The 23,654-nt window shown below is 34.7% G+C and carries 28 protein-coding genes; 19 read left to right on the top strand and 9 right to left on the bottom strand.

The features are described 5' to 3' along the window. The first annotated feature begins 111 nt into the window (after positions 1 to 111). The 3 genes from QY322_04365 (at position 112) to QY322_04355 (ending at position 4,578) form a co-directional block, all read left to right on the top strand. Positions 112 to 1,713: an ATP-binding protein gene (locus QY322_04365; protein WKZ25584.1), complete on the top strand. Its 1,602-nt coding sequence runs from the start codon at positions 112 to 114 to the stop codon at positions 1,711 to 1,713. A gap of 57 nt (positions 1,714 to 1,770) precedes the next feature. Then, a complete protein-coding gene (locus tag QY322_04360; protein ID WKZ25583.1) occupies positions 1,771 to 2,130 on the top strand; it encodes a response regulator in 360 nt (119 codons plus the stop codon). 123 nt (positions 2,131 to 2,253) lie between these two features. After that, positions 2,254 to 4,578 (top strand): hypothetical protein, encoded by a 2,325-nt coding sequence (locus QY322_04355; protein ID WKZ25582.1) that lies wholly within the window; start codon positions 2,254 to 2,256, stop codon positions 4,576 to 4,578. Positions 4,579 to 4,590: 12 nt separating this feature from the next. Here QY322_04355 and QY322_04350 read toward each other — a convergent pair whose 3' ends face one another. Next, positions 4,591 to 5,832 (bottom strand): ATP-binding protein, encoded by a 1,242-nt coding sequence (locus tag QY322_04350; GenBank protein ID WKZ25581.1) that lies wholly within the window; start codon positions 5,830 to 5,832, stop codon positions 4,591 to 4,593. 74 nt (positions 5,833 to 5,906) lie between these two features. Between QY322_04350 and QY322_04345 the strand changes: the two genes are divergently transcribed. The 12 genes from QY322_04345 (at position 5,907) to QY322_04290 (ending at position 13,674) form a co-directional block, all read left to right on the top strand. Further along, complete coding sequence (locus QY322_04345) at positions 5,907 to 6,380, top strand: hypothetical protein (protein ID WKZ25580.1); 474 nt, start codon at positions 5,907 to 5,909, stop codon at positions 6,378 to 6,380. Between the two features lie 133 nt (positions 6,381 to 6,513). Next, positions 6,514 to 8,952 (top strand): hypothetical protein, encoded by a 2,439-nt coding sequence (locus tag QY322_04340; GenBank protein WKZ25579.1) that lies wholly within the window; start codon positions 6,514 to 6,516, stop codon positions 8,950 to 8,952. Positions 8,953 to 8,966: 14 nt separating this feature from the next. Next, positions 8,967 to 9,365 carry a hypothetical protein gene (locus QY322_04335; GenBank protein ID WKZ25578.1) on the top strand — a complete coding sequence of 133 codons (399 nt, stop codon included), beginning with the start codon at positions 8,967 to 8,969 and terminating at the stop codon, positions 9,363 to 9,365. 22 nt (positions 9,366 to 9,387) lie between these two features. Beyond that, positions 9,388 to 9,567: a hypothetical protein gene (locus tag QY322_04330; GenBank protein WKZ25577.1), complete on the top strand. Its 180-nt coding sequence runs from the start codon at positions 9,388 to 9,390 to the stop codon at positions 9,565 to 9,567. Between the two features lie 25 nt (positions 9,568 to 9,592). Continuing rightward, a complete protein-coding gene (locus QY322_04325) occupies positions 9,593 to 9,832 on the top strand; it encodes a hypothetical protein (protein WKZ25576.1) in 240 nt (79 codons plus the stop codon). Between the two features lie 4 nt (positions 9,833 to 9,836). Next, the gene (locus QY322_04320) at positions 9,837 to 10,670 is read left to right on the top strand and encodes a hypothetical protein (protein WKZ25575.1); all 834 of its coding nucleotides are present in this window, start codon (positions 9,837 to 9,839) and stop codon (positions 10,668 to 10,670) included. 37 nt (positions 10,671 to 10,707) lie between these two features. Beyond that, positions 10,708 to 12,009, top strand: coding sequence for a right-handed parallel beta-helix repeat-containing protein (locus QY322_04315; GenBank protein WKZ25574.1), 1,302 nt, complete (start codon positions 10,708 to 10,710; stop codon positions 12,007 to 12,009). A 10-nt stretch (positions 12,010 to 12,019) separates the two neighbouring features. Then, positions 12,020 to 12,220 (top strand): twin-arginine translocase TatA/TatE family subunit, encoded by a 201-nt coding sequence (locus QY322_04310; GenBank protein WKZ25573.1) that lies wholly within the window; start codon positions 12,020 to 12,022, stop codon positions 12,218 to 12,220. Continuing rightward, on the top strand, positions 12,220 to 12,357 hold the full coding sequence (locus QY322_04305; GenBank protein WKZ25572.1) for a twin-arginine translocase TatA/TatE family subunit: 138 nt from the start codon (positions 12,220 to 12,222) through the stop codon (positions 12,355 to 12,357). Before QY322_04310 ends, QY322_04305 begins: the two co-directional genes overlap by 1 nt. An 8-nt stretch (positions 12,358 to 12,365) precedes the next feature. After that, positions 12,366 to 13,103 (top strand): twin-arginine translocase subunit TatC, encoded by a 738-nt coding sequence (locus tag QY322_04300; protein ID WKZ25571.1) that lies wholly within the window; start codon positions 12,366 to 12,368, stop codon positions 13,101 to 13,103. Between the two features lie 31 nt (positions 13,104 to 13,134). Further along, positions 13,135 to 13,287, top strand: a complete 153-nt coding sequence (locus QY322_04295) for a twin-arginine translocase TatA/TatE family subunit (GenBank protein WKZ25570.1) — start codon at positions 13,135 to 13,137, stop codon at positions 13,285 to 13,287. Positions 13,288 to 13,305: 18 nt separating this feature from the next. Next, positions 13,306 to 13,674, top strand: a complete 369-nt coding sequence (locus QY322_04290) for a hypothetical protein (protein WKZ25569.1) — start codon at positions 13,306 to 13,308, stop codon at positions 13,672 to 13,674. On the opposite strand, the gene QY322_04285 is transcribed toward QY322_04290, so the two are convergent. Both QY322_04285 and tatA read right to left on the bottom strand, forming a co-directional pair. Next, positions 13,657 to 16,026 (bottom strand): hypothetical protein, encoded by a 2,370-nt coding sequence (locus QY322_04285; protein WKZ25568.1) that lies wholly within the window; start codon positions 16,024 to 16,026, stop codon positions 13,657 to 13,659. The genes QY322_04290 and QY322_04285 overlap by 18 nt on opposite strands. Before the next feature lie 8 nt (positions 16,027 to 16,034). Further along, positions 16,035 to 16,178 carry a twin-arginine translocase TatA/TatE family subunit gene (gene tatA / locus QY322_04280; GenBank protein WKZ25567.1) on the bottom strand — a complete coding sequence of 48 codons (144 nt, stop codon included), beginning with the start codon at positions 16,176 to 16,178 and terminating at the stop codon, positions 16,035 to 16,037. 195 nt (positions 16,179 to 16,373) lie between these two features. Between tatA and QY322_04275 the strand changes: the two genes are divergently transcribed. Further along, positions 16,374 to 17,327 (top strand): hypothetical protein, encoded by a 954-nt coding sequence (locus tag QY322_04275; protein WKZ25566.1) that lies wholly within the window; start codon positions 16,374 to 16,376, stop codon positions 17,325 to 17,327. A gap of 35 nt (positions 17,328 to 17,362) precedes the next feature. Here the strand turns inward: QY322_04275 and uppS are convergent, their stop codons facing one another. From uppS to QY322_04250, 5 genes are read right to left on the bottom strand one after another with little or no spacing between them, the layout of a single operon-like run. Further along, a complete protein-coding gene (uppS, locus tag QY322_04270; protein WKZ25565.1) occupies positions 17,363 to 18,589 on the bottom strand; it encodes a polyprenyl diphosphate synthase in 1,227 nt (408 codons plus the stop codon). Positions 18,590 to 18,599: 10 nt separating this feature from the next. Continuing rightward, on the bottom strand, positions 18,600 to 19,298 hold the full coding sequence (locus tag QY322_04265; protein WKZ25564.1) for a nucleotidyl transferase AbiEii/AbiGii toxin family protein: 699 nt from the start codon (positions 19,296 to 19,298) through the stop codon (positions 18,600 to 18,602). Continuing rightward, positions 19,268 to 19,846 (bottom strand): hypothetical protein, encoded by a 579-nt coding sequence (locus QY322_04260; protein WKZ25563.1) that lies wholly within the window; start codon positions 19,844 to 19,846, stop codon positions 19,268 to 19,270. The genes QY322_04265 and QY322_04260 overlap by 31 nt, the downstream gene beginning before the upstream one ends. 30 nt (positions 19,847 to 19,876) lie before the next feature. Then, positions 19,877 to 20,554 (bottom strand): haloacid dehalogenase-like hydrolase, encoded by a 678-nt coding sequence (locus QY322_04255; protein WKZ25562.1) that lies wholly within the window; start codon positions 20,552 to 20,554, stop codon positions 19,877 to 19,879. A gap of 21 nt (positions 20,555 to 20,575) precedes the next feature. Further along, on the bottom strand, positions 20,576 to 20,701 hold the full coding sequence (locus tag QY322_04250; protein ID WKZ25561.1) for a hypothetical protein: 126 nt from the start codon (positions 20,699 to 20,701) through the stop codon (positions 20,576 to 20,578). 99 nt (positions 20,702 to 20,800) lie between these two features. Here QY322_04250 and QY322_04245 point away from each other — a divergent pair, with 99 nt between their 5' ends. From QY322_04245 to QY322_04235, 3 genes are read left to right on the top strand one after another with little or no spacing between them, the layout of a single operon-like run. After that, entirely contained in the window at positions 20,801 to 21,367 is a 567-nt protein-coding gene (locus tag QY322_04245; protein WKZ25560.1) for a hypothetical protein, read from the top strand. Then, entirely contained in the window at positions 21,351 to 22,037 is a 687-nt protein-coding gene (locus tag QY322_04240; GenBank protein WKZ25559.1) for a nucleotidyl transferase AbiEii/AbiGii toxin family protein, read from the top strand. The genes QY322_04245 and QY322_04240 overlap by 17 nt, the downstream gene beginning before the upstream one ends. Further along, the gene (locus QY322_04235) at positions 22,034 to 22,558 is read left to right on the top strand and encodes an RNA polymerase sigma factor (protein WKZ25558.1); all 525 of its coding nucleotides are present in this window, start codon (positions 22,034 to 22,036) and stop codon (positions 22,556 to 22,558) included. Before QY322_04240 ends, QY322_04235 begins: the two co-directional genes overlap by 4 nt. Here the strand turns inward: QY322_04235 and QY322_04230 are convergent. Next, positions 22,533 to 23,453, bottom strand: a complete 921-nt coding sequence (locus tag QY322_04230; GenBank protein ID WKZ25557.1) for a WecB/TagA/CpsF family glycosyltransferase — start codon at positions 23,451 to 23,453, stop codon at positions 22,533 to 22,535. The two genes, QY322_04235 and QY322_04230, sit on opposite strands and share 26 nt — an antisense overlap. Between the last annotated feature and the right edge of the window lie 201 nt (positions 23,454 to 23,654).

Below are 23,654 nucleotides of genomic sequence, written 5' to 3'. Positions count from 1 at the left end.
AGTATTTGGAATATCATTTAGCATAAACTTAAATTGAACCATCAAATGAATATTCGCTCATGACGACTCTACAGACTAATGGTGTTATTTAAAGTACTATAGTAAATATAAATGATTAGGAAAAAAATATTTTTATTAAACACCTTAACCTTAATACCAATCTTTTTATTTGTCATCTATTTAAACGTAACTAGCTATAAAAAATCTGAAAGTGAGGCAAAAAAAGATATCAGTAATGTCACTCAAATAGTGGCATCCGAAAATATTCAGATTGTTGAGTCAGCAAGGCAGTTGTTAATATCACTTTCAGTAGTACCAGAAGTAATGAGTAAGGATTATAAGTGTGCAACCTACTTATCCGAGCTCCTTTCAAAATACCGTAGATACGGAAATTTTGGAGTGACTGACATAAGAGGAAATCTTATCTGTTCTGCTATAGAAACAGATGGAGATATAAATCATTCCGATAGAGTTTTTTTCAAAAAAGCAATTGAAACCAAGGATTATAGTATTGGTGAATATGTAATAAGTAGGTCAACCAACAAAGCCAGTATTAATTTCGGCTATCCACTTTTAAACAGTGGAGGTGGTGTTGTATTTGCCACATTAAATCTCGACTGGCTAGATGAGCTCATCTCAAATCTTGAAATAGATAAGAACGTAGTTGTTACAGTTCTTGATAAAAAAGGTGTAGTTCTAGCGAGAATACCTGAAACTGAAAATTTGATTGGAAAAGAATTTCCAAACGACCCCCTATTAAGCTTACTTAACGAAGACGAAGGTCTTATAGAAACGACAGGGATCGATAGTAAACCAAGAATATATGCTTATAAGGAGATATTTAGAGGAAATGATCAAGGTCTATACATTGTGGCCAGTAAGTCTAAAGGCGACATCGCAAAAGAAATACAGATAGAGTTTATAAAAAACATATTAATTTCAGTTGTAATTACCGCATTTTCTCTCATAATCGGCCTTTTTATTGGAAACTCACTAATTGAAAAAACTATAGATAAACTAAATCAACTTGACAGTTTAAGAAAAGACTTTATTTCTTTAATTTCTCATCAAATAAGAACCCCTGCAACTTCTATAAAATGGTTTACAGAAATATTACTTAAAGATTCTAAGAACAAGCTAAACTCAAGGCAAAGAAGAATACTTAAAGATACTCACATATCAGTTAAAAGAATGATTGAACTGATAGGAAACGTCTTAAATATCACTAAGCTTGAAAATGACAAGATAGAACTTGATAAAAAAGAGGTAAATCTTAACCAAATAGTAACTGATACGTTAAAACAAATCAGTAAGGAGTTTAATAGTAAAAACATAAAATATGACTTAGTAAGTCAAGCTAAAATATATAAATTAGAAGTAGATGAAAAACTTTTCTTTCAAGCAATATATAACATAATTCACAACGCTTTTAAATATTCTAGCAAAGAAGGGCTTGCAAAGATTAACATCAATAAATCAAATAATAGTATAGTAATTAAAATAAAAGACGATGGTATAGGAATACCCGTCAATGAAAGAGATAATATTTTTGCCAAGTTTTCAAGAGCAACAAATGCAAAAATGGTTGATACTGAAGGTGCAGGACTGGGGCTTTACCTATCAAAACTAATTATTAAAGCCCACGGAGGCGATATTAAATTAGGTAACACTAAAACTGGAACTTTAGTTTTAGTGTCAATTCCACTAAGATAAATATATGGTTAAAAAGAAAAAGGTGTTAATTAAAATAACCAATTAATTTATTTGAATATGAAAAAAAGAGTATTAATTATAGAAGACGACAAATTTATAAACAAGGCAATGAAATATAAATTTGAAGAATCTAATTTCTTGGTAAAAACAGTCAGAACCGCAGAAGAGGGGTTGGTCATACTTAACGAGTGGCTGCCTGATGTTATTATTCTTGATATTTTACTTCCAGGAATTGATGGTTACGAATTTTTAAGAAGGGTCAAAGATGACAACAAACTTGCAAATATACCCGTTATTGTTGCCTCAAATTTAACTGAATCAGAAGACGGAACAAGAGGAGCAACTGATTATATTGTTAAAAGTGACCTAGATCTTGATCAACTTGTCAAAAGAGCAATTAAAAATATCAAAAAATGATAAATGGTAGAAAAATTAAATCAGTTATTGTAACACCTTCAGAAGAATCGTTTTTGACATTTATCATAAACGTAAATAGCCAATGTATCAAAAGTATTTTTAAGAATCTCTTAGGGGGGACCTATGGCTAGAATTCGTGACTACGCAACAACAATTTACGCAGCGGCGACTACCGCGAACATGGTTATGGATATGCCCGTGCATGAGGCGGGAGATTTACTTCTAGCGTTCGTTGGGAAAGACGGTACTGCTACATTCACAACTCCAAGCACCTCTGTCGGCACCCCTGTTTCTTCAAGCAACTGGACACTGATCCGGTCATCTACCAGTACCGGTGCTGGTGGTGGAGTTTATGCGCTGCGGGCAACTTCTTCTTCCGAAAACGTGACTTTCCCACTTGCTATTGACACGTGTGTTGGCACTGTCATTTCTATCAGAGATGTGTATGGTACAACGGTTGCCGACGCTGTTCCCAACTCAACAGCATATGGCGCCACAAGTAGTACCTTGCCCTTTACCGGTGTTAATATAACCACATCACAAGCAAATGCGCTTTTATTTTCCCACCGCTTTTCGGATACTACTATAGGCACCTCACATTTACCACCATGGGTTAACATATTTGTCGGTGATGCGGCAAACGGCGGGAGTTGTGTAGCATACTCATTTGAACCTACAACATCAACAACAGTGTCAGCACCAAGTATGTGGAGTGGAGGTCAGGATGATGGTAAAGCGGGTATGGTGGAGGTAAGAGATGGATCAAGTGGTACAAGCATACCACCCTATATTCCGCTCGATGTCGTACCGTCTGTTCTTATTTCTCCACTTGTAGGTACAACAGGGGCTATTGACCGTGGGACTTATGCGGCGGTGGGCAGTAATACCATCACCTCCGTTGCAGGCAAAACAGTTTCTGGGATAGCTATTACTACCACGGCTGACTCCGGATATAACCCATTCCGTGGTTCAGCGAGAAATGCGGGAGCATCAAGCACAACTGCCCTCAATGCCATAGAAATTAATATGACCGCGACACAAGATGTAACGACAGGTGATCTCATTTTTGGAACATTCCTTCATCTCGCTCCGCGTGATTATCTTGATTCGGGAACAGTGGCTCGTGGTGGTAAATATTTTCTTGCTGGATCGGACACATCCAACTGGCGCGCATGGGTCGTAGGAGGCCAGTTTAGTAAAACAGACACACCAAACGCTCGCGTGAACTGGCTTGTACAACCCTCATATTCCACAAGTCAGTATAGTTCGGCAGGAACACCAAACTTCGCGTCACTTGATCTCGTGCAATTTGGTTCCTCAGGTTATTATGGAGCCCCAGCAATTCTGTGGAATGAACTCTGGGAGTTGCGTACTGCAATTCTAGCGGGCGGTTCTTCAACCATCCCATTTAGATTCGATGATCTGATTTTTGCAGTAAACGGTGGTTGTGGATATATCCCCGTACTTAACCAAAGTGGTTCTGCTGTATCAGTCTGGATACCTCTCCAGATAGGTGGTAATGAAAAAATCGGAATAGAGATTAACCTTCGAACATTTCAATGGTCTAGACAAGCCGATCCAGCAAACGGTTATGTGGATTGTCATGTAGATGACAGCAAGTTGGGTATAGAGTTCTACGGTACAGGGTCAGACGATTACATTCACTTCACTAACTGCGTATTCACGCGGGACACTCCGTACTACTGGCGCTTCAATGCGAGTCACAGCGCATCTGCGGACATAGATTTCTCTGGTACTTCTGTTATTGGCGCAAATGTCACCCTGCGCTCAACTGTCACATTGAACGGCATGGTCTTTATAGATTGTCCGAGCTTCACGCAGAACAGCGCAACTTTAATCGATTGTGAATTTTACAATACTAAAGTTACTTCTGCTTCGCCTGGAGATGCTGATAATGTTTCAAATTCAACCTTTACAAAAACCACTGGGACGCAACACGCCATTGAAATAAGTGGAACTGCAACTGATATGACACTTACTGGAGTTACATTTACAGGTTATGCAGAAACAAATGGAAGTACTGGAAACGAGGCTATTTATGTAAATATTGCAAGTGGTAGTATGACGGTCAGTATTATTGGGGGGGGTTCTACACCCTCAATCCGAACGGCAGGAGCTACAGTAATAGTGCAAAATGCCGTTACTCTGTCAATAACAGTTATTGACGGTAGTAATAATCCAATTGAAAACGCACAAACTGCAATTTATAGAACCAGCGATGACTTACAGCTTATGAATGAAGATACAAACGCAAGTGGAATTGCAACAGAAAGCTACAATTACACAGGCAATACTGACGTTTATATTAGGGTAAGAAAATCGTCAGGTGGTGATACTACAAGATATTACCCCGCTTCAACTGTCGGAACAATTACTTCATCTGGTTTCTCAACAACCATTTCAATGATTGAAGACACGACAGTTTAAAATGAAAATTAATTATACTAGCGTTTTAATCTCCCAAGGATAAATAAAATTTTCCTTCGGATAAATAAAGCTACTATTTATTTTTTTACCATTTAATCCAATCATTTTCCAACTATTAAGTTTGTATTTTTTATTAAAAGTATTAATTGCTCTCTGGTTGAAATTGCCAAAATTTAATTTTACTTCGATTGGTATGTATGGATCCATGTTTTTTTCAATAACAAAATCTATTTCCATGTGAGTTTTAGTTCTCCAAAATGAAATATCTTTTCTATCAAATACCTTAGATAGTTCCCCAAAGATGTTTGTTTCAAAAACAGAACCTAAAACAACATCTTGGAAATTGTTCATCCATAAAATAGACTGCAAACCGCTATCATAGAAAAATAGCTTCGGTGTTTTAGTTATTTCAACACTTGCACTTTTACTATATGGGGAAACAAGTTTAATAACATAAGTTTCTTCTAATATTGAGATATATTTCTTGAGCGTAATTAAGGATATCTCAATTTCTCGAGAAAGTGACTGCATATCCAATAGTTGCCCAGACTGTGAAGCTAATACTTTTAACATATTGTTAAATTTCTTAATATCACTAATATTTGCAAGGTCTTTTATGTCTTTTCTGATGTAGGTATCGATTAGCTGTAATAACAACTGTTTTTTCTTTTCTTCATCATTTTCAAGCACAACTTTTGGATAACCGCCATATTTTATAAATTTGAAATATAATTCTTTTAGTTTTTCTGTAGTAATTTCAGATAATGGGTCTGTTATTTTTATATTAACTCCTAAAAATTCTAAGTATTCCTCAAAATCCAATGGAAAAACTTCAAAAGAAACAGTTCTCCCCGCAAGTGAGTTTTTGAATTTTGATTTAATTTCAAATGTAGATGAACCTGAAACAATAAGATGAATATTTTTATAATGATCAGCAATAATTTTTAAAAACGAACTTGGATTATCTAAATACTGTATTTCATCTATCAACACATAACAATCTTCACCCTTTTTATACCCTTCATCTGTAATTTTAGAGATCAAAGAATCAGCACCTTTATTAAAAAATTCTAATAATTCAGGGTATTCCAGATCATAATAAAAATTCTTTTTAGTTTTTATGTTAAGCCATTCGCGTAAATAATACAAAATATGGGTTTTACCCACCTGCCTTGCCCCATGAAGCACAATTACTGTCTCATCACCTATGTAGGGCTCAATTTTATCAAAAACCTTTCTTTTATATAACTGCATTATACTAAAAGTATAACTATTAATATAATATTTGTCAAGTAGACAAACGGGACTTCATAGATTATATTGTAAATATGAAAAAGGAAGTAGTTTTCGTAATCACACTTGGTCTTTTTATAGTTGCATATGCGCTTGATTACTTTGCAGGAAGTTTAAATTTAGTAGTCACCAGTCCCCTTTTCTTTTTAAGAGAGAGTTATTTCAAGCTTTATCCTATGACTTTTGTTGCAGTTGTTATCAGATCCGTTGCTATTATGCTCTCTGTGACCTTAATACTTTCTATTATGGAACGTCAGTATCTTAAAAAAGCTTTAATTTCTTTAGTTTTAGGATTTGTCGCAGAAATATATGCATTTCAAATTTTGGCAACCAGTTCTACTGTTACCCCAGTACTTTGGACTTTGGCAATTTCCTATGCTGGAGTTTTACTTTTAATACCCATCATTGTTTACATTTTACTTGCTATATACAACTTTTTAATACCCCAAACAGGGACTGAACTCAAGGTTGAAACTGACTCTCCAAAGTCTTCTGTTTTAAACCCCTAAAACAGCTCTATTTGAACGTAAATTTTTTAAACTACAACTTTTAGCGACTAAATGTATCAATTCCGACTTATTTGATACAGTTAATGTCAGTTGACAAGGCATAGACTAAATAGAGTAAACTAGTTATTAACGTATGGCAGATACTATTTTAAGTGGAGATTTTACAGTCTATTATGGCGTAGAAAACAGGCAAAAACGCATAGAATGGACTGGTTCAGCAACAGGAACTCGTACAGTAAACGAGTTATATTCTGCCCTTCAAGATCTCTTTGACGAACTAACCCAAATGGACGATGGTGTCCCAATGTCGGCACAGACCCCTACTGAGTACACAATTGGAATTATTGACTCTGGAGCCAAAGATCCATGGTTTATAGACCGCACGACAGTTGAACATTTAACAGGTGGTGCTTTAAAAACTGCAAACTGGGATAGAGTCACGGGTTCAAATGTTGGTATTGTCAAAGTTATATGCAATAACACTGACATAGTTGCGGGTGACATTGGCCTTGATATAACACACGCAGATGGTGATGCCGGAACACTTTTAGATGTTAAAGGAACAGGAGCTGGAAGTATTCTTTGGATTAGACCTGACAGTTTTGCATCCGCCAATGACTGGGATTCAACATCTGGAACAATCACTTGTAATGCCCATACTGCAACTCAATCATCTGCCTCTGTTTCTGCTGGTGAATCGCTTTGGAGTAATATTTACACACTTGGTACAATCGAGAGTAATACCCATATTTATATTAACCAGAACAGTGCAAATCTGGTAGCCTACAAGGGCTCAACAGACTGGTGGGGCGATGGACACATTGATATTTTAATTAATGTTAAAGAATTGGGTGTTGAAACAGATGAGGGATATATCTTGGTTTTTGCTAGACAATATAGTAAGTCATACTCGTATTACAGTGTGGACTTAACTAACGGAGGTCGTAACCCTATTCCTCTTCAGACAGGTAATGATTTAGATAACCAAACAGGTTATAAGCAAATTAACTTTGATGGCGGAAACGGATCAACACTAGCTGCTGGTGATGTGTTGACAATTTCCAGTGTTGCCCGTGCCGTTGTCACTTCAGTATCAGTGGGTGCTGCTGCAGCGACGGGAACATTTGAATATTATTTAATTGGTGACCCTATCACCGATCTTTCAAACAATGAGGGTTTTACAGCAACTGGTGGAAAAACTGGAAGTATCGATGGTTCCTCGTCTGTTTATGGTCCTGCAGACCTTGCTAGCCCACCAACAATTGTCCACGGTGGCTTGGCAACCGGTGGATCATATGATATTGACGAAAATGGAACACCTGAAAACTACTCAATTGTCATAGACTGTAACCAAAACGGACTTGCAGACGTCTATCAATTTAGTAAATATTCAACCAGACGTGGAGAAACAGGAACTACCACAACTGACGGAGTGCAGGGACAGTTCTATATCGGATCCGACTATCGTTTAGTTTACACTGGTTCTGTAACTGGTACATTAGTTGATGGTGATACTGTTACCCAAGAGACATCAGGTGCTACAGGTACAATTGTCAATATTAATACCACAGATAAAATCATTACACTTAGAAACTGTCGTGGAACATTTGCAACACATGCAACCACCCACACCCTAACAGGTTCACAAGCAGGAACTGTAGAAATAGATGGTTCAGCAACAGCAGTTACACCTATTGCCTCAGCGCCATTTGGGACATTCGCTGGTGGTAAGTTCTTCTGTGCACCAGGAGTAGTTTTGGAAGATTATTTGACGGCAGATGCTAACAATTTTCAACTTGTTGACGACAATGGTATTGTGCGTGTCGCACCTACTAAAGCCACTGTTACAGTCAGTAACACTAGAGAGGGAGATAAAATTGCAGTCTTTAGATTAACAGGCTCGGGTGGAGATATTGATAAAACGGAATACAACGCAACAGTTCAGTCAGCAGGGGCAACAACTGCAGTAATGGGGGCAACAATTACGGCAGATACTCCAGGTAAATCAACTGGTGGAACAATTAGACTTGTTGATACTTCAGCAAATACTGAATTTAGAATGAGATATTCAAGCTACACAGGATCAACGTTTACACTAGCTTCGTCAACAGGCTTAACAGCAGATGCAACATCAAACACCACAACGATTGTTGACTCTGGTGTATTCACTAATGCCAAAGTTGGTGACCTCATAAGGGGTGTTTCACCTGCCGGAATTTCATACATAACGGAAGTTACAAGTGCAAACCAAGTTACTATTTTTCCAGCAATTGCAGGTTTTACAACTGGTAGCACTTATGAAATAAACACACTCCCAGTTGCCACAACCACTTCACCACAAGATACTTGGTATGTTCCATTTATAGATGTTTATGAAACTACAGGCTCATCAGGAACACCAGGAACCGAGTCTGTAACCATTACTCATAGTACAACTGACCCTGATATCTTTATTAGAGCCAGAGTCAGAAATGCCGGTAATATCTTACCTTTTGAACAGGACTCAAGTGTTGTTGGTGCAAACCCAACAAACATTTCTGTCATTAGATCAGGTGATACAATCTTTACATAATCTAAAAAATTAATATGATATATAAAAAATACGAATTCTCACTATCACAAAATGGAGATAAAATTATGCACATTGCCAGAAATGCATACGGTAACGTGATTTTTAGAGGCGAATCAATGGCTGAAGTCAAAAAAATGATCGACACCTCCATTGAAGCCAACCAGGAAAGAATAAGGCTTGAGGAAAATAGAAAAAAAGAACTAAAGAATAAAAAGAAAAAGGGGTTATTTCAACCAGAGCCAAAAGAAAGTGAGGTTGAAGAAACCACTGAAACAGTAGAGTCTGAATCTATTCTCACTCCCCCTGCCCAAAACGTTACTAGAGGTCCAGATGGTAAATTTATAAGCAAAAGCAAGCTTCAAGAACAAAGCGAAGACGAGAATAAATCATTCTGGACCAAGCTAACCTCATAAAGATTTGTGGTATCATTATCTAATGAATTCAGATATGCCAGTCACCAAAGAAGAAGCTTTAAGATACAAAAAGGAAGATCTAGAAAGAGAAGTTAACCATATTAGGAAAAATATTCAAGTTCTTCAGAAGGAAGCACAAAAGGGTGAATCTCAAATAGCTAGGCTTATGCAGATGATTGCCATAATCGAAGCTGTTGGCTAACTTTAAGGATAAATAACAATAAAGTATGAAAAAACGACTTAAAAAAATAAATAAAGTTAAGTTAGTTCCAAATTATAACCCCAAGGCGGTCATTGAAATTAGGGGTTACGGTATAGTTGAGCTTAAAAAATATCAGGAGAAGATAATCAAAAATATTCTGGTTTTTAAAGAAGCTATACAAAAAGAAAAAAATGAACACCAAAGAGTCCAAGAAATGATAAAGGTCTTGGAGAAAGATATCAAAACTGCAAAGAAATTTTTATAAAAATATGGTTACCTATCTTCTTATCCCAGAAAGAAATGGTCAAGATTTGACCCTAATTATCAAAAAAATTAGTGACTATCTAATTAGTTTTACTGGAGACATTTCTGTAAAAACAAAATCAGAAAAAGAAATTGAGATAATCTATACAAATACCTCTTTTAGCGCCGAATTAGCTGTTAGAAACAGTAAATTAACCCTGCTTACCCACCCCGACGACTCAATCACTATTAACCTAGTCAAAAATATTGCAGCGAATAGTGGTTTTAGGGTTTTTAATAAGAATGGATTCTTTCTACCAAACGATCCAAAACTTATGGACGTATCGTCAGTTGGGATAAATGAAAGAATTTATAAAATATTTAAAAGCCTAAAGCTAAAACCAATATTTCAATATAAGGATAGTTTAATATTTTTTTGTTTAAATCAAAAAAAAGAAGTGGTTTTGATAAATCGTCACTACATTGAGTACCTAATCGAAAACCACGAAACACCAAATGCCAAAGAGTTAGCGGTTACTATTGCACCTGATATTGCGACATTTATCGCTCTTTTTGATAGGGGTTTGATTAGTTTAGTTTTTCCAAAATATCTTAATAATGATACAAAAGTTGTTAATTTGAGTGGCTTTGATATATCTAATCTACCAAATAACTCTCTACTTCAGGTTACTAACTTTAGACTAAATAAAGAAAAACAAAACTTTATTCAAGAGTCCACAACGGACAAAATTATAAATAAGAAATACCTAGCTATGAAAATTAATCAAGATTATTCATACAAGCTCGAAGGCAAGAAATTGATTAAAATAATAAACGTATCTTGTTTCTATGAAGCTTAACTAATTATCTAATTAACTATTTATCTAATTAACTAAAATGGCAGCATCACTTACATTTTTAAAAGCACAAAAAATAATACAGGTCGATAGTCCTCAGACCTCACTTGATGTGCAAGATTTAGTCAACCAAATAAGACTATATGAAGAAAACCTTCTAAATCTTGACTATGGAACTATTGTTAACGCCTATGGCAAACAGCCCTTGGGTGGTGGTGCTTATGTAGGTATTACAATGGAGCTAATTAATGACTGGAGGCTTGCTTTTGAGGCTCGTAGTGGTCCAGAAACGATCCTTTGTACTTTGTCTGGTGGTAATATCGTTGCTATAAATCAATATAATAACAATCCAATTTATCCTACTGCATTTACTCAAGTTGTTATATCTCAATCGTCCTCCCCTACTTTGGTTCAATCAAGTTCAGATTACGCAATGATGTATATGATTGAAGCTCTACGTGGCAGGAAATCTGCAGTTGGTTCCATTTTTTATTGGAATCCCACATCCGGAACCGATACTAATGATGGGCTATCCCCCGCAACAGCAGTTGCCACATTTAACAAAGCCCAAACTTTAGCAACTGCAGGTGCTGGAGACATTGTTTTTGCAATTTCTACAAGCACAGGTGGAATTACTACTACTGACGAAAAGATAACAATCACTAAAGCGGGATTAAAAGTAAGGGGTGCAGGTTATGCATTTCAGATGGTTCCAAGTACACCCGGAACAGCCACAGTTGCCATAACTGCCGACTCAGTAGAGTTTGAGGGCTTTTTTGTAAAAACTGACAATGGTGGTACTGATGATGGTATTACGATAACAGGAAGTAATGTTTTAATTAAAGATTGTTGGGTAAACGAGGCAACCGGAGATGGAATTGATATTAGTTCTTCAGCCAGAAGTGTAGTTGATACCTGTGTTATTGAAGATTGTGGAGGCACTGGAATTAAAATTGGGAATACAACAACAAACTTAAAAGTAAGACAGTCAATTATTTCAGGTAATGGGGTTGATGGGATTGATCTGGCAGGTACTGACATATCCGATAACATCTTTGAAACAAACCTAATATTCAATAACACTGGTTATGGAGTTGATGTTGGATCAGGAGTCGTAAGAACAGGTGTCAGATTAAACCACACTTTCTCAGGTAACAGTCTTGGATCAACTAGAGATGCAGGGACAGGAACATTTATAGAAACACCTGCCGGTGGTGAGTCCGCTTCAGCCATAGCTGACGCCGTCTGGGATGAAGTAATTGCGGGTCACACAACGGCAGGTACTGCAGGACAAGTCTTAAAGGCCACTAAGCTTAAAGCCACTCTTGCTTCTCTAAAATAGTTAGACTATTATGACTTTAATGGGAAACATAGGTATGCCTGAAGTTATCTTAATTGTACTAATTCTGATTGTTATTTTTGGTAGCAAGAAAATTTCAGATGTAGCCAAAAATGCAGGTCAAGCTGGTAAAGAATTAAAAAAAATCAAAAAAGAATATTCCAAAGCCACACAAGAAGTTGAAAAAATAAAAATGGGGGGAGGTGTTATTTGATGTCTAGACTAGGAACAGCAGAAATAATTGTCTTAGCAATTTTGGTCATTGTTTTCTTTGGTAGTAAAAAATTACCAGAGTTTATTAAATCCATTGGAGTTGCTATACGTGAATTTAAAAAATCAATGAATGAATAACTCTTAAAATGAGTGACAATATCTCAACAAATGTCCAAGAGAATATAAATCGTTACTTCCCTCTTTTATCAGAGGTCAGGAAGCGGTTACTTTTTATAGTGTCTATCTTTCTTCTTTTTGGAATAATTGGTTTTTTCTATTACGAAAAAATTATTGTTTTCATCTTAGGACTTATAGATCTGGATGGTGTTAATATTGTTTTTACTTCACCCTTCCAATTCTTAAATCTTGCAGTCAGCTCTTCATTTTTAATAGCTACAATTGTAACAATACCAATCTTAATATATCAATTTTTGACATTTCTTAAACCAGCCCTGAAAGTAAAAGAGTACAGATCAATAATTGCTTTTCTACCTCTATCAGTGTTTTTGTTTCTGGCTGGATTTAGTTTTGGCTTTTTAATGATGAAGTATGTAGTTACCATTTTTTATTCAAAATCTGTTGAATTAGATATTGGTAATATGCTAGATATCAGTAAACTATTAAGTCAAATTTTAGTGACCTCTTCTTTAATGGGTCTTGCCTTCCAGTACCCAATTGCAATGAGTTTATTGATGAAATTTAAAGTTGTTGCACTTCAGACTTTTATTAGACAAAGACCAATTGCCTATATGATTGCCTTAATTTTTGCGGCATTAATGCCACCTACAGATATTTTCTCACTCATACTCCTAACCTTACCACTTGTAATTTTGTTTGAACTTACGCTATTATTGAATCGAATATACGCAAAGGTCCAGAGATAAATAATAAAAAAAGGAAAGGAAGTGATATAAATTGTTACAAAACATAGGTACAACTGAGATTATTGTTATTGCTATAGTACTTTTAGTTCTTTTTGGTGGTAAAAAGTTACCAGAACTATCAAAAGGTATTGGAGACTCAATTAAAGAGTTTAGAAAAGCAGTAAACAACAAGTCAGAAGAGTAATCACACACAAAAAGCATAATGGAATATGTCTCTGCTCTCGTTTTTCCTTTTATTATCCTTTTAGTTGAAAACTTTCTTCCCTACCCCCACATCATTGAAGAAGTTTTTAAGTTTTTCTTGGCAAAATACGCTAACACTACTAAAGTAGCCATCATTTTAGGCCTTCTTTTCTCTATTTCAGAAGCTATTTTTTACCTTTTAAACCCCGAGTACTCCATTGTGGGTGGAATAGGAAAATCAGCAACCAGATTTCTTTTAGTCACACCAATGCACATTACAACTATTCTTGTTATGCAATATTTCGCAAGAAAGACAAATCTATGGCCAATTGGACTTATACTTGCTATCTTAATTCACTATCTATTTAACTCAGTTGGATCTAACTAAGACATTTTCCAACCCGACCCAAATCTCTTTCTGGTCAAATACCACTTTTACTCTTTTCTCTCCCCTCTCAACTTCTACCGCAAGCTTGCCTGAATCAAGTATCTCTGCAATTGTTTCAGTACCCTCATCTTGATAGACTTTAACAACTCCATCAATGGAAACTAACTCTACTGCTTTTAGTTGGTTGTAGTCAACTGTAGTAGATCCTAAGACCTGTGTTGTTTGTTTTGCCGATAGCTGTTGTGGAACAACAAACTTTTTAACCGTAATTGAAGAAAGTAGCCCTGAAATAGTTGCAACTACTAAAAATACTGCTATTTTATCAAAGTGATTAGGCTTGTCTTTCCCCTTATGTGAAGCGTTAACAGTAACTGCCTTCTTTGGATTAAGTAGCTTTCTCATATAAATTGTCATAAATATAAAGCCTGTGGTTATGGCAATTACTATTCCCCAAACACCTATTGCTTGTGAACCACCTACAAACCCTAAGATTGAACCGGATGACTGAGCAAGTGTTACAAGATCTGTTAATTTAGAAATTTTTTCTTGTGCAGATATTATTTGCAGTTCTGCTTCACGATAGGTTTTGATTTTGGCTTCAGGTGTAATACCATCATCTAAAAAGTCTTTAGCCTTGGTCAAGTTTATATCAATTTCACTTTTTAGAGTTATACCTTGTGCAAAGTAGGCAGTTTTTTCTAAAACTCCCGTTAACTCCTCAGTCTGTTTAAGTAAACTGTCAATTTCACTTTCTGATATTTGCCAAACGTCTTCGAGTCTAACTTTGATTGTCCTTGTTTCACCTGGTTTTAATGTAAATGTTCCATTGATATAGAACTGATCTTTTTCAGGATCATATTTTACCTCTGCGCCAGTATCAACATCTATAATGTGTTCCTCTTTTATTTCCTTTGGTAAATAATACTTTAGAGGTACTTCCTGGCTAATTAAATTTGAAGGATTAGTAATTAATGTCTTAACTACAATACTACCCTCTTCCAACCAATTTGCAGCAAAGGCTGTTTTTTGGCCATCTATTAATAGTTTTTTATTAGCAAAGAGTAACGCTCTTAAGCCCAGTAATTTGTTTTTAACTTTTTTCTCTCCTGTTATATCACTATAGATAGATTCAATTACCTGCTGGCCTTTGGGGACTTTATTTATAGCAATTATGTTTTTTGTGAGACTGTCTGTTTTATTTTTAAGCTCCAAAAAGGAAGAGGTCGTCCAAAGGCCCAAAACTTTGTTTACTTCGATTAAGTTATTATCAATCAAATTGGACAAGCTTTCTGTTTCAGAAATTTTTTTGTTTAAGCTTGCAAGTACCTTTTCAGATGAGTTGGTGTAATTTATAGCACTAACAACTTCTTTTTGAAGTGTACTGCTTTTCCCATAACTTGATAATCCTGTTATTGTGTAATTTATTGCCTGTTTAACTGCCTTTGCCTCTTCATATAAGTCATCAGCCTCTTTAAATCCCCAAGCACTTCTTAAGAGATTGGTTTTTCCAAATATGGTGTTGTGTGTTGATGAATCAGGCTCATCCCCTAATAGATTTTTAGCTTCGGTTAGGTTGTCTAAAATCTGTCTATCAGTTAGATTTTTCCAATTTTTATTGGTTTTTGTTAAAGCAGTGTTAACCAAGAGTAGATTAACATATAGTTCGTTTGTGGCTATTTTACTATCACTTATTCTTTGTCCTAGGTCTATTTCCTCTACTTCCTCAAGGCTATTTTCAATTATTGGCTTGTTAATTAACTGCTCTAATAAAAGTCTTGTTTCATTAACTACTGTGTTAATATTAGTTACTTCAGTTGAGGAAACAGAAGTTGTAATATTTGCGCCACTAGTCAAGGTTCTTGAGGCAAAACCCCAAACATCAGAGACTATATTATTAAAGCCTGTTAATGTCCTACCACTATAACCCCAAACAGCTGAGGCGATATCATTAGTAGTTAAACTACTACCACCGGCAACCTCTTCTTTAACTTCAAAACTTTTATCTATACATAAATAATCAGATCCTGCAGTACAACAAATTTCTGAACGGTAATAACCAGTTGTTGTTGGAGTGGTGAATGTGTGACCATACCAACCATCTGCGGTACTTGATAATGATTGGTTAGTTAAATAAGCTGTTCCATCAGGATTTTTTGAGTTTAAGTTACAAGTTGCACCTGTGTCTGGTTGATATTCATCATCATATAGATATTCGCCAACAGTACAATTCTCTCCGGGGTTACAAACTGAAACATTGGTAGCAAAAGTAACTGAAGGATTAAAAAACGAAGCTACCACCCCCATTATGAGAGTGGTAACTATCGAACGTAATTTGTATTGGGCAGAATACATTTTTTTTACTACTTTCCTTTTACAGCATTTTTAAACTCTTTAATAGAGTCTCCGATGCCTTTAGCTAACTCAGGAAGCTTTTTGCCTCCAAAGAAAACTAACAATAAAACTGCTACTACAATGATTTCTGTTGCGCCTATGTTTTTTAACATATATTAATCACTTCACCTCCTTACCAACAATAATAGTATGTTCCTTTTTAAAATAGGTTGTCAATAGGCATTTTGTTTTCAAGTTATCTTATCGTATTCTTATCTCATTTTGTATATTTAGCCTCATCTAATGCGACTACATATTAATTTGACGACCTGACGTGATAGTGATATGATTATTTGATACTACCCATTATGATAAATCTGTCTTATCATTTATCTGAAGAAATTAAAGAAAACTTAAGTATAGTCGATAAGTTAAGAACTCAGATATTAACTACCCCATTAAAGCCTAGAACAGAAAATTTACTTAAGTATCAATCAGACATTGAAAAGGCTTATTGGGGACTCACGTTAGCTAAAAATCCAATCACTAAAACTCAAGCTTATAAATTAATGTCTAAACCACTACCTAAAAAGTTAAACGACTACCAGAAAGAAGTTGTTTCCTATATTGAAACTTTAAGGTTGATTCGAGAATATTGGACGGCTTCAAAATCACAGATTAGTTCAAAAAACATACTAGAAATTTACAACATCTCATGTAAGTCTGTATTTGGTTCTACTTCAACATATTTTAGATCAAAAGAAAGTGAAGTTGCTGATATTTTAAAGTTTATAGAATCAGGAAATGATCACCCAGTCATTCAGGCAGGTTTATTGCAAATTGAGATTACTAAATTGTCCCCCTTCGAGAACGGGACAGGGAGAGTTGCCAAGTTACTTTCCCACCTGATGTTTTCAAAACATGGCTACGACCTGCGTGGACTTTTAATTTTGGAGGATTATTACAGATCAGACCTAGTTTCCTTAAAAGAAGCCCTAGAGTCTATTGAAAAAGACAAGAATGCAACCTTTTGGCTTGAATATTTTACCGAAGGAGTCAAAAAAAGTTATCAAAATACACTGAAACTAGTTACAGATCCAACAAAGTCAAAATTTTCTCCCAACTTTTATAAACTTTCGGATAGACAAAAAAGCATAATGGAAAAAATGAACAACCCAGAAGTGAAAATTTCAAATAAAGAAGTTTGCAAGATGTTTAAAATAAGCCAGATTACTGCCTCTAGGGATTTATCAAAAATGGTAAATTTAGGCTTGCTCCTGCCACACAATAAAGGTAGATCAACTTTTTATACTAAAGCTTAAGGGTAAATTGTAAACAAGCTTGGCATTGCTTCGAATTATGCTATACGCTCTTTCAAAGCATTGTAATATTTCTCTAAATAATCCTCTGCCCTGTTCCAATCACCTTTATTTCTAGCAATATTGGCAAGAACGCGAAGGTGGGCAGCTTTTGCCGCTTGAAAAAGACTAATTCTATAAACTTCTGCCAAATGCTCCTTTGTGGTTTCCTCGTTTTCCCCTTTTTGTTTCCTCATCTCAACTTCCAAAGAAGCAACTATTTCAGGCTCAAAAGCAAGTTTTAATTCACTCTTTAGTAATTTATAGAATTTTTTAAGAGAATTCTTTGCTTTTTCTAACTTGTTTTTATCTTGAAACCTAATTGCCTCAAGTGAATAAATTGCTGCTTTGCCTGCAAGTTCTTTTGATAATCCAAACTGTTCTTTTAAGTGTTTGACAGAATATTCCAAAAAACTAACACCTTCTGGAATATTCCCCAACCTCCACCATTTAAGTTCAAGGTTTGCAACTAAATGTGGATCAAAAGTAAAATGTTCCATAGCATCATTACCACCAAATCTTCTTCTACGTCTTGAAAAATCAATAATTAGATCTTTTAACTTTTGAGGTGTCATATCCGGCAAATGTCCAAGTTCCCAACTATACTCTGCGTAATTTAGTTGCCAAGGTAAAAAGCCTGATGTTCTTTGTTCTCCAGAAGTTCTAACAAACAAGTCAACATATGGGTATGGCTGGTCACCAGTGTCAAGATATGATGCAAACAAGTCTCTGTCTAAATCCTCAGCCTTCACTCCGTCATTTATTATCTTTCTTGTCGCCCGAAGTATTTCGTCATGTCCACCATAATTAATTGCTGCATTAAACACATGATTTTTATAGTTTTTAGTTTTTGCCTCCAAGTCTGTAAAAACTTTTACCAAATCCCTTGGCAAATCATCTTTTCGTCCTAAATGCACAAACCTAATTTGTTCTTTGTCGGCCCTTTTACCCACCTCCCTAGCCATACCTTTGTAAAGAGTCATTAAATAAGATATTTCCTTTGGATCCCTATCCCAATTCTCTGTAGAAAAACCCCAAACAGTGAAGGTGTGAACTCCCCAATCTCGAGCAGCCTGTGCAATTTTTAGCCCAGCTTCAAATCCAGCCTTGTGTCCTTGCAGTGTGTGTAAACCCCTAGACCTAGCCCATCTCCTGTTACCATCTAAAATCATGGCAATATGGTTTGGGACAGTAGTATCTTTTGGAAGAGTAATTGTGTTAGCCATGTAGGAAATATTATACCAGATCTATTTGTCTTTGGATTAGATTTTTAAGTTCAATCAACAACTTTGCTTTTGCCCAATCTTTTTGTGGATCTGTTAATACTTCCCCCAAACCTTCAAGGATCTTGTTTGAATTGATTGTTTCAATAAGCATAAGTAAACTCATGTAAAATTCTTTAGGCTTTTTATTTGTTCTTCTTTTTATTACTTCATAGTTAATATCTGTTGCGTATTCCGTACCTAGTAAATAATGAATATCAAACAAATCTCTGTTGGCCACAGATGGCCTTTCTGTAAAAGCAACCATCTTATGAGCAATCATATCCCTAATATTTATTGTATTAACACTTACACCGTAAAAAATCTTAGGTTCATAATGATTATAGCTATTGTCACGAGTAGAGATCTCAATTTTTATATTATGTTCACCTTTAGCATAGCTTACAAGCCAAAAAAGAGTATTATATTTAGTGCTTTGATCTTTAATCGTATATTTTTTTGAAAGCAAGTCTGTAATCTTAGCTATTACCTGTTCAATTTTGTTCTTATCACCAACATAGTCAAAGTCTAGATCAACACTAAAACGTGGCAGGTTATAAAAAAGCATTGCAGAAGTTCCACCTTTAAAGCCAAGGCTTCTTGACAACAAGTTATCTTTATAAATATCAATTATAATGTTTGTTAAGTTTGTCTTGTGTTTTCTAATATCCATTTTTTTATTAAATAATTATCATCATATACTTCCGTGTTTATTTGTTTTATCTTTTCCCAATTTATCTCTCGCAAATTATCGAAATATTCTACCCCGTCTAGATAAACTTTATCACAGATAGCTCTTTCAATCGTAGCCTTATAAACAGAGTTTGTATTTTCAATCCCCAAAGGGTTCAATAATACTTCGTCCTTAATTTTTCGATAAATTATTTTTGTGTCACTAACCACTTTTGTTTCCGACCTTTGAGAAATCGCAAAGATAGATTCATATGGCTGAAATACTACTCCAGATTCAAACAAGACAGTATAAAGACTGATATATGAAGGTGTTCTAAATTTATTTGCAAATTCTTGAATTGAATAATTGCTGTCGAATGAATATAAACCTTTGGAAAGTCTTATTAACTCTTTGTTTTTGACAAGATATTTAATTGCTTGATTTAATTTTAATCCACTATAGTCTCTTTTTATACCAGATAGATCAGCTAAACTAAAAACTGTCTGACCATTCCGTGCATATTTATATATCTCTTTAATAAAGGCCATCTCACCCAGAAGTGTAATTTATTTACATTACTATGTCAAGAAGGCAAAAATTGTATCAGAAATAGTGTTTCGATCCACAATTGTCCATTTTCTTGATAAGGCTATATCTTTTAATTTATCATCAGGCTCCATGACTAATGGATTTTCGACTTTCTCTAGCATATCGATATCGTTTTCTGAGTCACCAACTGCGATTGAACCACTAAAACCGTACTTGTCAATTAAGTCAGTAACAATCCCCTTGTTTCCTCCCAATGATAACTCCAATCCTTCTTGAATTACTCCGTTATTTTGTTTTACTTTCGAAGAAAGAAAGCCATTTAAATCAAAATATTTTGTAAACGCTTCTGCGGTAAAGTCAAAATTTGTCGTAACAAAATAAATATCATGTGTTTTCTCTAAGTCAGAAACCAAACTTTTAAAGTAAGGAAATATCTTTTTACTTGATCTCTTTATAAAATCCAAATTATAATCAACAACATCATCATATTTTTCACCCTTCAAACTACTTGAATACTCCAACAACATTGTGTCAGCTGTTTCTTTGTACGTTAATTCACCCTTTTTATATTTTTCCAGATGTTCTAAAATGGAGTCCCATAAACCTGTTTCTATGAATCCTTTATTCTCCTGATCTTGAATCAGATCAAATATAGAGTGACCATCATAAATAACACCATCAATGTCAAATATGGCTATACTTTTCATTGTTTCAACTTTAACATTTTTTCAATTCGTTTCCAAACTATTTGTCCCTTTATTTACAGGTTCAGGATCAGGTTTAGGCTCTTCTTTTGGTTTACTATGACTTTTTAACTCTAATAATTCTAAATCTGGTTTGTTTTCTTTACTCATCTATCAATCACCTCTCTTGTCGTCATATCAAGTTAGTCTTTAGAACCTTAAAAAACCCACGACTTGACAAGAAATAATTATTATTATAAACTGGAAGTAATGAAAAATCTTACCTACAGTATTAATAGGCTTCCACAAACCGTATTTACAACAAGAGAGATATCACTCATTTTAGGTGAGACAAACCCTGACATAGTCAAATCTAAAATAAGTTATTATGTAAAAAGGGGTGAATTGTTTTCCCTTAGGCGAGGAATTTATAGTAAAGATGAAGAATTTAGTAAATTTGAGTTAGCAACAAAACTTTATACCCCATCATACATAAGCTTTGAAACAATACTTTCAAAACACAATGTTGTTTTTCAATATGACAGCAGGGTGCACTTAGCAAGTTATGTAACAAGAGAAATTGAGATAAAAGATGTAAAAATATATTACAAAAAAGTAAAGTCAGAAATTTTACATAATCCGGTAGGAATTATTTATGAAAACAACTATCCAGAAGCAACAGTTGAGAGAGCCTTTCTAGACACAATATATATTTTTGGCAAACGACATTTTGATAATTTAGAGCCAATTGATTTTGATAATTGCCAAAATATGCTTTATGTTTACAAAGGTGATATAAATAAAAAGGATATAGAATCATATGCTAAACGTCGCTAAACATAGATCAATAATGCTTGATGTTTTAAAATCAATTTATGAAGATAGTTTGTTAGGCCCAATTTTAGGTTTTAAAGGCGGAACTTTGCTTTATATTCAATATAATCTCAATCGTTTCAGTGTTGATTTGGATTTTGACTTACTTGACCCTGAAAAAGAAGCTCTTGTTTTACCTCGTCTTAAAAAAATACTTAAAAATATTGGGTCTTTTGAAGAACAAACAAGCAAAAAATATACAATATTTACATTACTTAACTACGAAAAAGGACAAAGAAATTTAAAAATTGAAATCAGCAAGAGAAATTTGGGTAGTAAATATAAAATATCAAATTACTTAGGTATACCAATTCAAACAATGGTAGAAAAAGATATTTTTGCTAATAAGTTGATCGCTTTAACAACACGCAGAGAATCTGTAAACAGAGATGTTTTTGACACTTGGTTTTTACTTAAAAACCGCTTCGACATAAATTGGGATCTTATTAAAAGTAGAACTCAGATGGATAAAGACCAGTACATTAAAAAATGTATTGAGTGTCTGGAGAATTGGCCACTTAAGCATGTTCTTAATGGTTTAGGAGAACTAGTTGACAACAAAACCAAAGATTGGATTAAAAAAAATCTGATCAAGGATACGATATTTTTACTGAAGGCCAATCATCAACTATGAATTTTACAAAGCTATATAAATCCCACATTTCTCCCCTTACGCGCTTCGTATTTAAAAGAATTGGAAGCGATCCACAAATGGCTGATGAGATAGTTTTAGAAACTTTTTCAAGTGCTTGGAAAGGATATAAAACATTTCAGAATAAATCTTCATTTTTTACTTGGCTTTGCAGAATTGCCCTAAATAAAATAGCTGACTACTACAGAGACCAAATAAATAGAAGGTCAAAATTAGTTTTTCCAACTCTTAAAAAACTATCTCAAATAGAGTCGAAAGATATCGCAATAGACGAAAAACTGGCATTAGATGAACTAAGAAGTAAAGTAAATGAAGTATTAGACCTTCTACCTCCTGAAAAAAGAAGACTATTGCAGTTTAGGTATTATCGGGACTTAACATATAAAGAAATCTCTGTCATTTTACAAATTTCTCCACGAGCTGTAGAGGGAAAACTATATCGCGCGAAAAAGAGTTTTGCAGAGGTGTTTAAAAAGATTACTTCTCTACAACACTATATGTAGCTTCAAACTTCCTTCTTTTTAATTTTGCCACAAAAACTGTCCAAGGAAATTTAGGAAATGCATTAAATACCCTCTTATATCTATATGGCTCATTAATAAGCCTCCAAACCCACTCAAGACCTGATTTCGCCATCCAAACAGGAGGTAGTTTAGAGTTCCCCGAAACAAAATTAAAAGTCCCACCAACAGCCATTGCACCAGTAGCACGTAACCTAAAGAAGTTCCTAAATATCCATTTTTCTTGCTTTGGTGGTGTCATTGCCACAAAAACCAAATCAGGTTCAAATAGCTTGATGCTTCCTAATATCTTTTTATGCAATCTTCTATCTTCTACGGTTGCTGGCTGGCCTTTTAAGGTGTAATTTGGGAATTTGTAGTGTGTTTTAAAAGTAATGTTGGGAAATCTCTTCTTAAGTAGCTCCATTGCTATTTCCTGTTCCCCATTCTCCCCACCAAACAAATAGACATTTAGCTTGTTTTCGTCTGCAATTTTGACAATATCAAAAAACAACTCTCGTCCCTTTATAACTTCGAAGTCTTTGGTTAGCCATTCTCTATTATTAAAAGTTGCTATGGCAACCTGATAGCCTTGATATAACAACTCAAACAGCCTAGATAACCCTTGAGGATCTGGTAAAGATAAGTACTTTCTAGCCTGAGCCAAACCTATCCCATCGGGCACAGATAAGTCTGATCTAAATATCGCTTTTTTCAAAAGCCAGTCCTTCATAGCCATCAAAACTATCTCTGGATTTGGTGTAACTATATAAAACTTTTCCTTCGTCTTAAGTCTCTCACGCACAAACTTTAGCACTTTAGGACGACTAGTGCTACTAACCTTAATTCCTAACAAATGACCGTGTTTTGGACCAGTTTTTGTTCTTGTTTTTATCATATGTGCCTAATTTTAAAACATTAATCTATCCTTTTTTACTATTTTTTATCTTTTTATTAAGCTTTACTTAATTATTAAACAAAAAATTATTTCCGCAGTGACTAGTTTTTTCAAGTTCTATTCTACTTAAACTATTACAACTACTATATACATCTGACTAATAACGTCTGTGTACACTTTTACTCACTTTTGTATAACTTT

Source organism: bacterium, from assembly GCA_030583725.1.
In the GTDB taxonomy this organism is placed as follows: domain Bacteria; phylum Patescibacteriota; class Microgenomatia; order UBA8517; family UBA8517; genus JAUYMM01.
The sequence above is the reverse complement of the archived record's forward strand: the minus strand, read 5'-3'. Positions and strand labels throughout refer to the sequence as shown.

Coding starts and splice junctions, on each gene's coding strand:
- QY322_04365 (WKZ25584.1), top strand. CDS start 112: ATGATTAGGAAAAAAATATTTTTATTAAACACCTTAACCTTAATACCA.
- QY322_04360 (WKZ25583.1), top strand. CDS start 1,771: ATGAAAAAAAGAGTATTAATTATAGAAGACGACAAATTTATAAACAAG.
- QY322_04355 (WKZ25582.1), top strand. CDS start 2,254: ATGGCTAGAATTCGTGACTACGCAACAACAATTTACGCAGCGGCGACT.
- QY322_04350 (WKZ25581.1), bottom strand. CDS start 5,832: ATGCAGTTATATAAAAGAAAGGTTTTTGATAAAATTGAGCCCTACATA.
- QY322_04345 (WKZ25580.1), top strand. CDS start 5,907: ATGAAAAAGGAAGTAGTTTTCGTAATCACACTTGGTCTTTTTATAGTT.
- QY322_04340 (WKZ25579.1), top strand. CDS start 6,514: ATGGCAGATACTATTTTAAGTGGAGATTTTACAGTCTATTATGGCGTA.
- QY322_04335 (WKZ25578.1), top strand. CDS start 8,967: ATGATATATAAAAAATACGAATTCTCACTATCACAAAATGGAGATAAA.
- QY322_04330 (WKZ25577.1), top strand. CDS start 9,388: ATGAATTCAGATATGCCAGTCACCAAAGAAGAAGCTTTAAGATACAAA.
- QY322_04325 (WKZ25576.1), top strand. CDS start 9,593: ATGAAAAAACGACTTAAAAAAATAAATAAAGTTAAGTTAGTTCCAAAT.
- QY322_04320 (WKZ25575.1), top strand. CDS start 9,837: ATGGTTACCTATCTTCTTATCCCAGAAAGAAATGGTCAAGATTTGACC.
- QY322_04315 (WKZ25574.1), top strand. CDS start 10,708: ATGGCAGCATCACTTACATTTTTAAAAGCACAAAAAATAATACAGGTC.
- QY322_04310 (WKZ25573.1), top strand. CDS start 12,020: ATGACTTTAATGGGAAACATAGGTATGCCTGAAGTTATCTTAATTGTA.
- QY322_04305 (WKZ25572.1), top strand. CDS start 12,220: ATGTCTAGACTAGGAACAGCAGAAATAATTGTCTTAGCAATTTTGGTC.
- QY322_04300 (WKZ25571.1), top strand. CDS start 12,366: ATGAGTGACAATATCTCAACAAATGTCCAAGAGAATATAAATCGTTAC.
- QY322_04290 (WKZ25569.1), top strand. CDS start 13,306: ATGGAATATGTCTCTGCTCTCGTTTTTCCTTTTATTATCCTTTTAGTT.
- QY322_04285 (WKZ25568.1), bottom strand. CDS start 16,026: ATGTATTCTGCCCAATACAAATTACGTTCGATAGTTACCACTCTCATA.
- tatA (WKZ25567.1), bottom strand. CDS start 16,178: ATGTTAAAAAACATAGGCGCAACAGAAATCATTGTAGTAGCAGTTTTA.
- QY322_04275 (WKZ25566.1), top strand. CDS start 16,374: ATGATAAATCTGTCTTATCATTTATCTGAAGAAATTAAAGAAAACTTA.
- uppS (WKZ25565.1), bottom strand. CDS start 18,589: ATGGCTAACACAATTACTCTTCCAAAAGATACTACTGTCCCAAACCAT.
- QY322_04265 (WKZ25564.1), bottom strand. CDS start 19,298: ATGGATATTAGAAAACACAAGACAAACTTAACAAACATTATAATTGAT.
- QY322_04260 (WKZ25563.1), bottom strand. CDS start 19,846: ATGGCCTTTATTAAAGAGATATATAAATATGCACGGAATGGTCAGACA.
- QY322_04255 (WKZ25562.1), bottom strand. CDS start 20,554: ATGAAAAGTATAGCCATATTTGACATTGATGGTGTTATTTATGATGGT.
- QY322_04250 (WKZ25561.1), bottom strand. CDS start 20,701: ATGAGTAAAGAAAACAAACCAGATTTAGAATTATTAGAGTTAAAAAGT.
- QY322_04245 (WKZ25560.1), top strand. CDS start 20,801: ATGAAAAATCTTACCTACAGTATTAATAGGCTTCCACAAACCGTATTT.
- QY322_04240 (WKZ25559.1), top strand. CDS start 21,351: ATGCTAAACGTCGCTAAACATAGATCAATAATGCTTGATGTTTTAAAA.
- QY322_04235 (WKZ25558.1), top strand. CDS start 22,034: ATGAATTTTACAAAGCTATATAAATCCCACATTTCTCCCCTTACGCGC.
- QY322_04230 (WKZ25557.1), bottom strand. CDS start 23,453: ATGATAAAAACAAGAACAAAAACTGGTCCAAAACACGGTCATTTGTTA.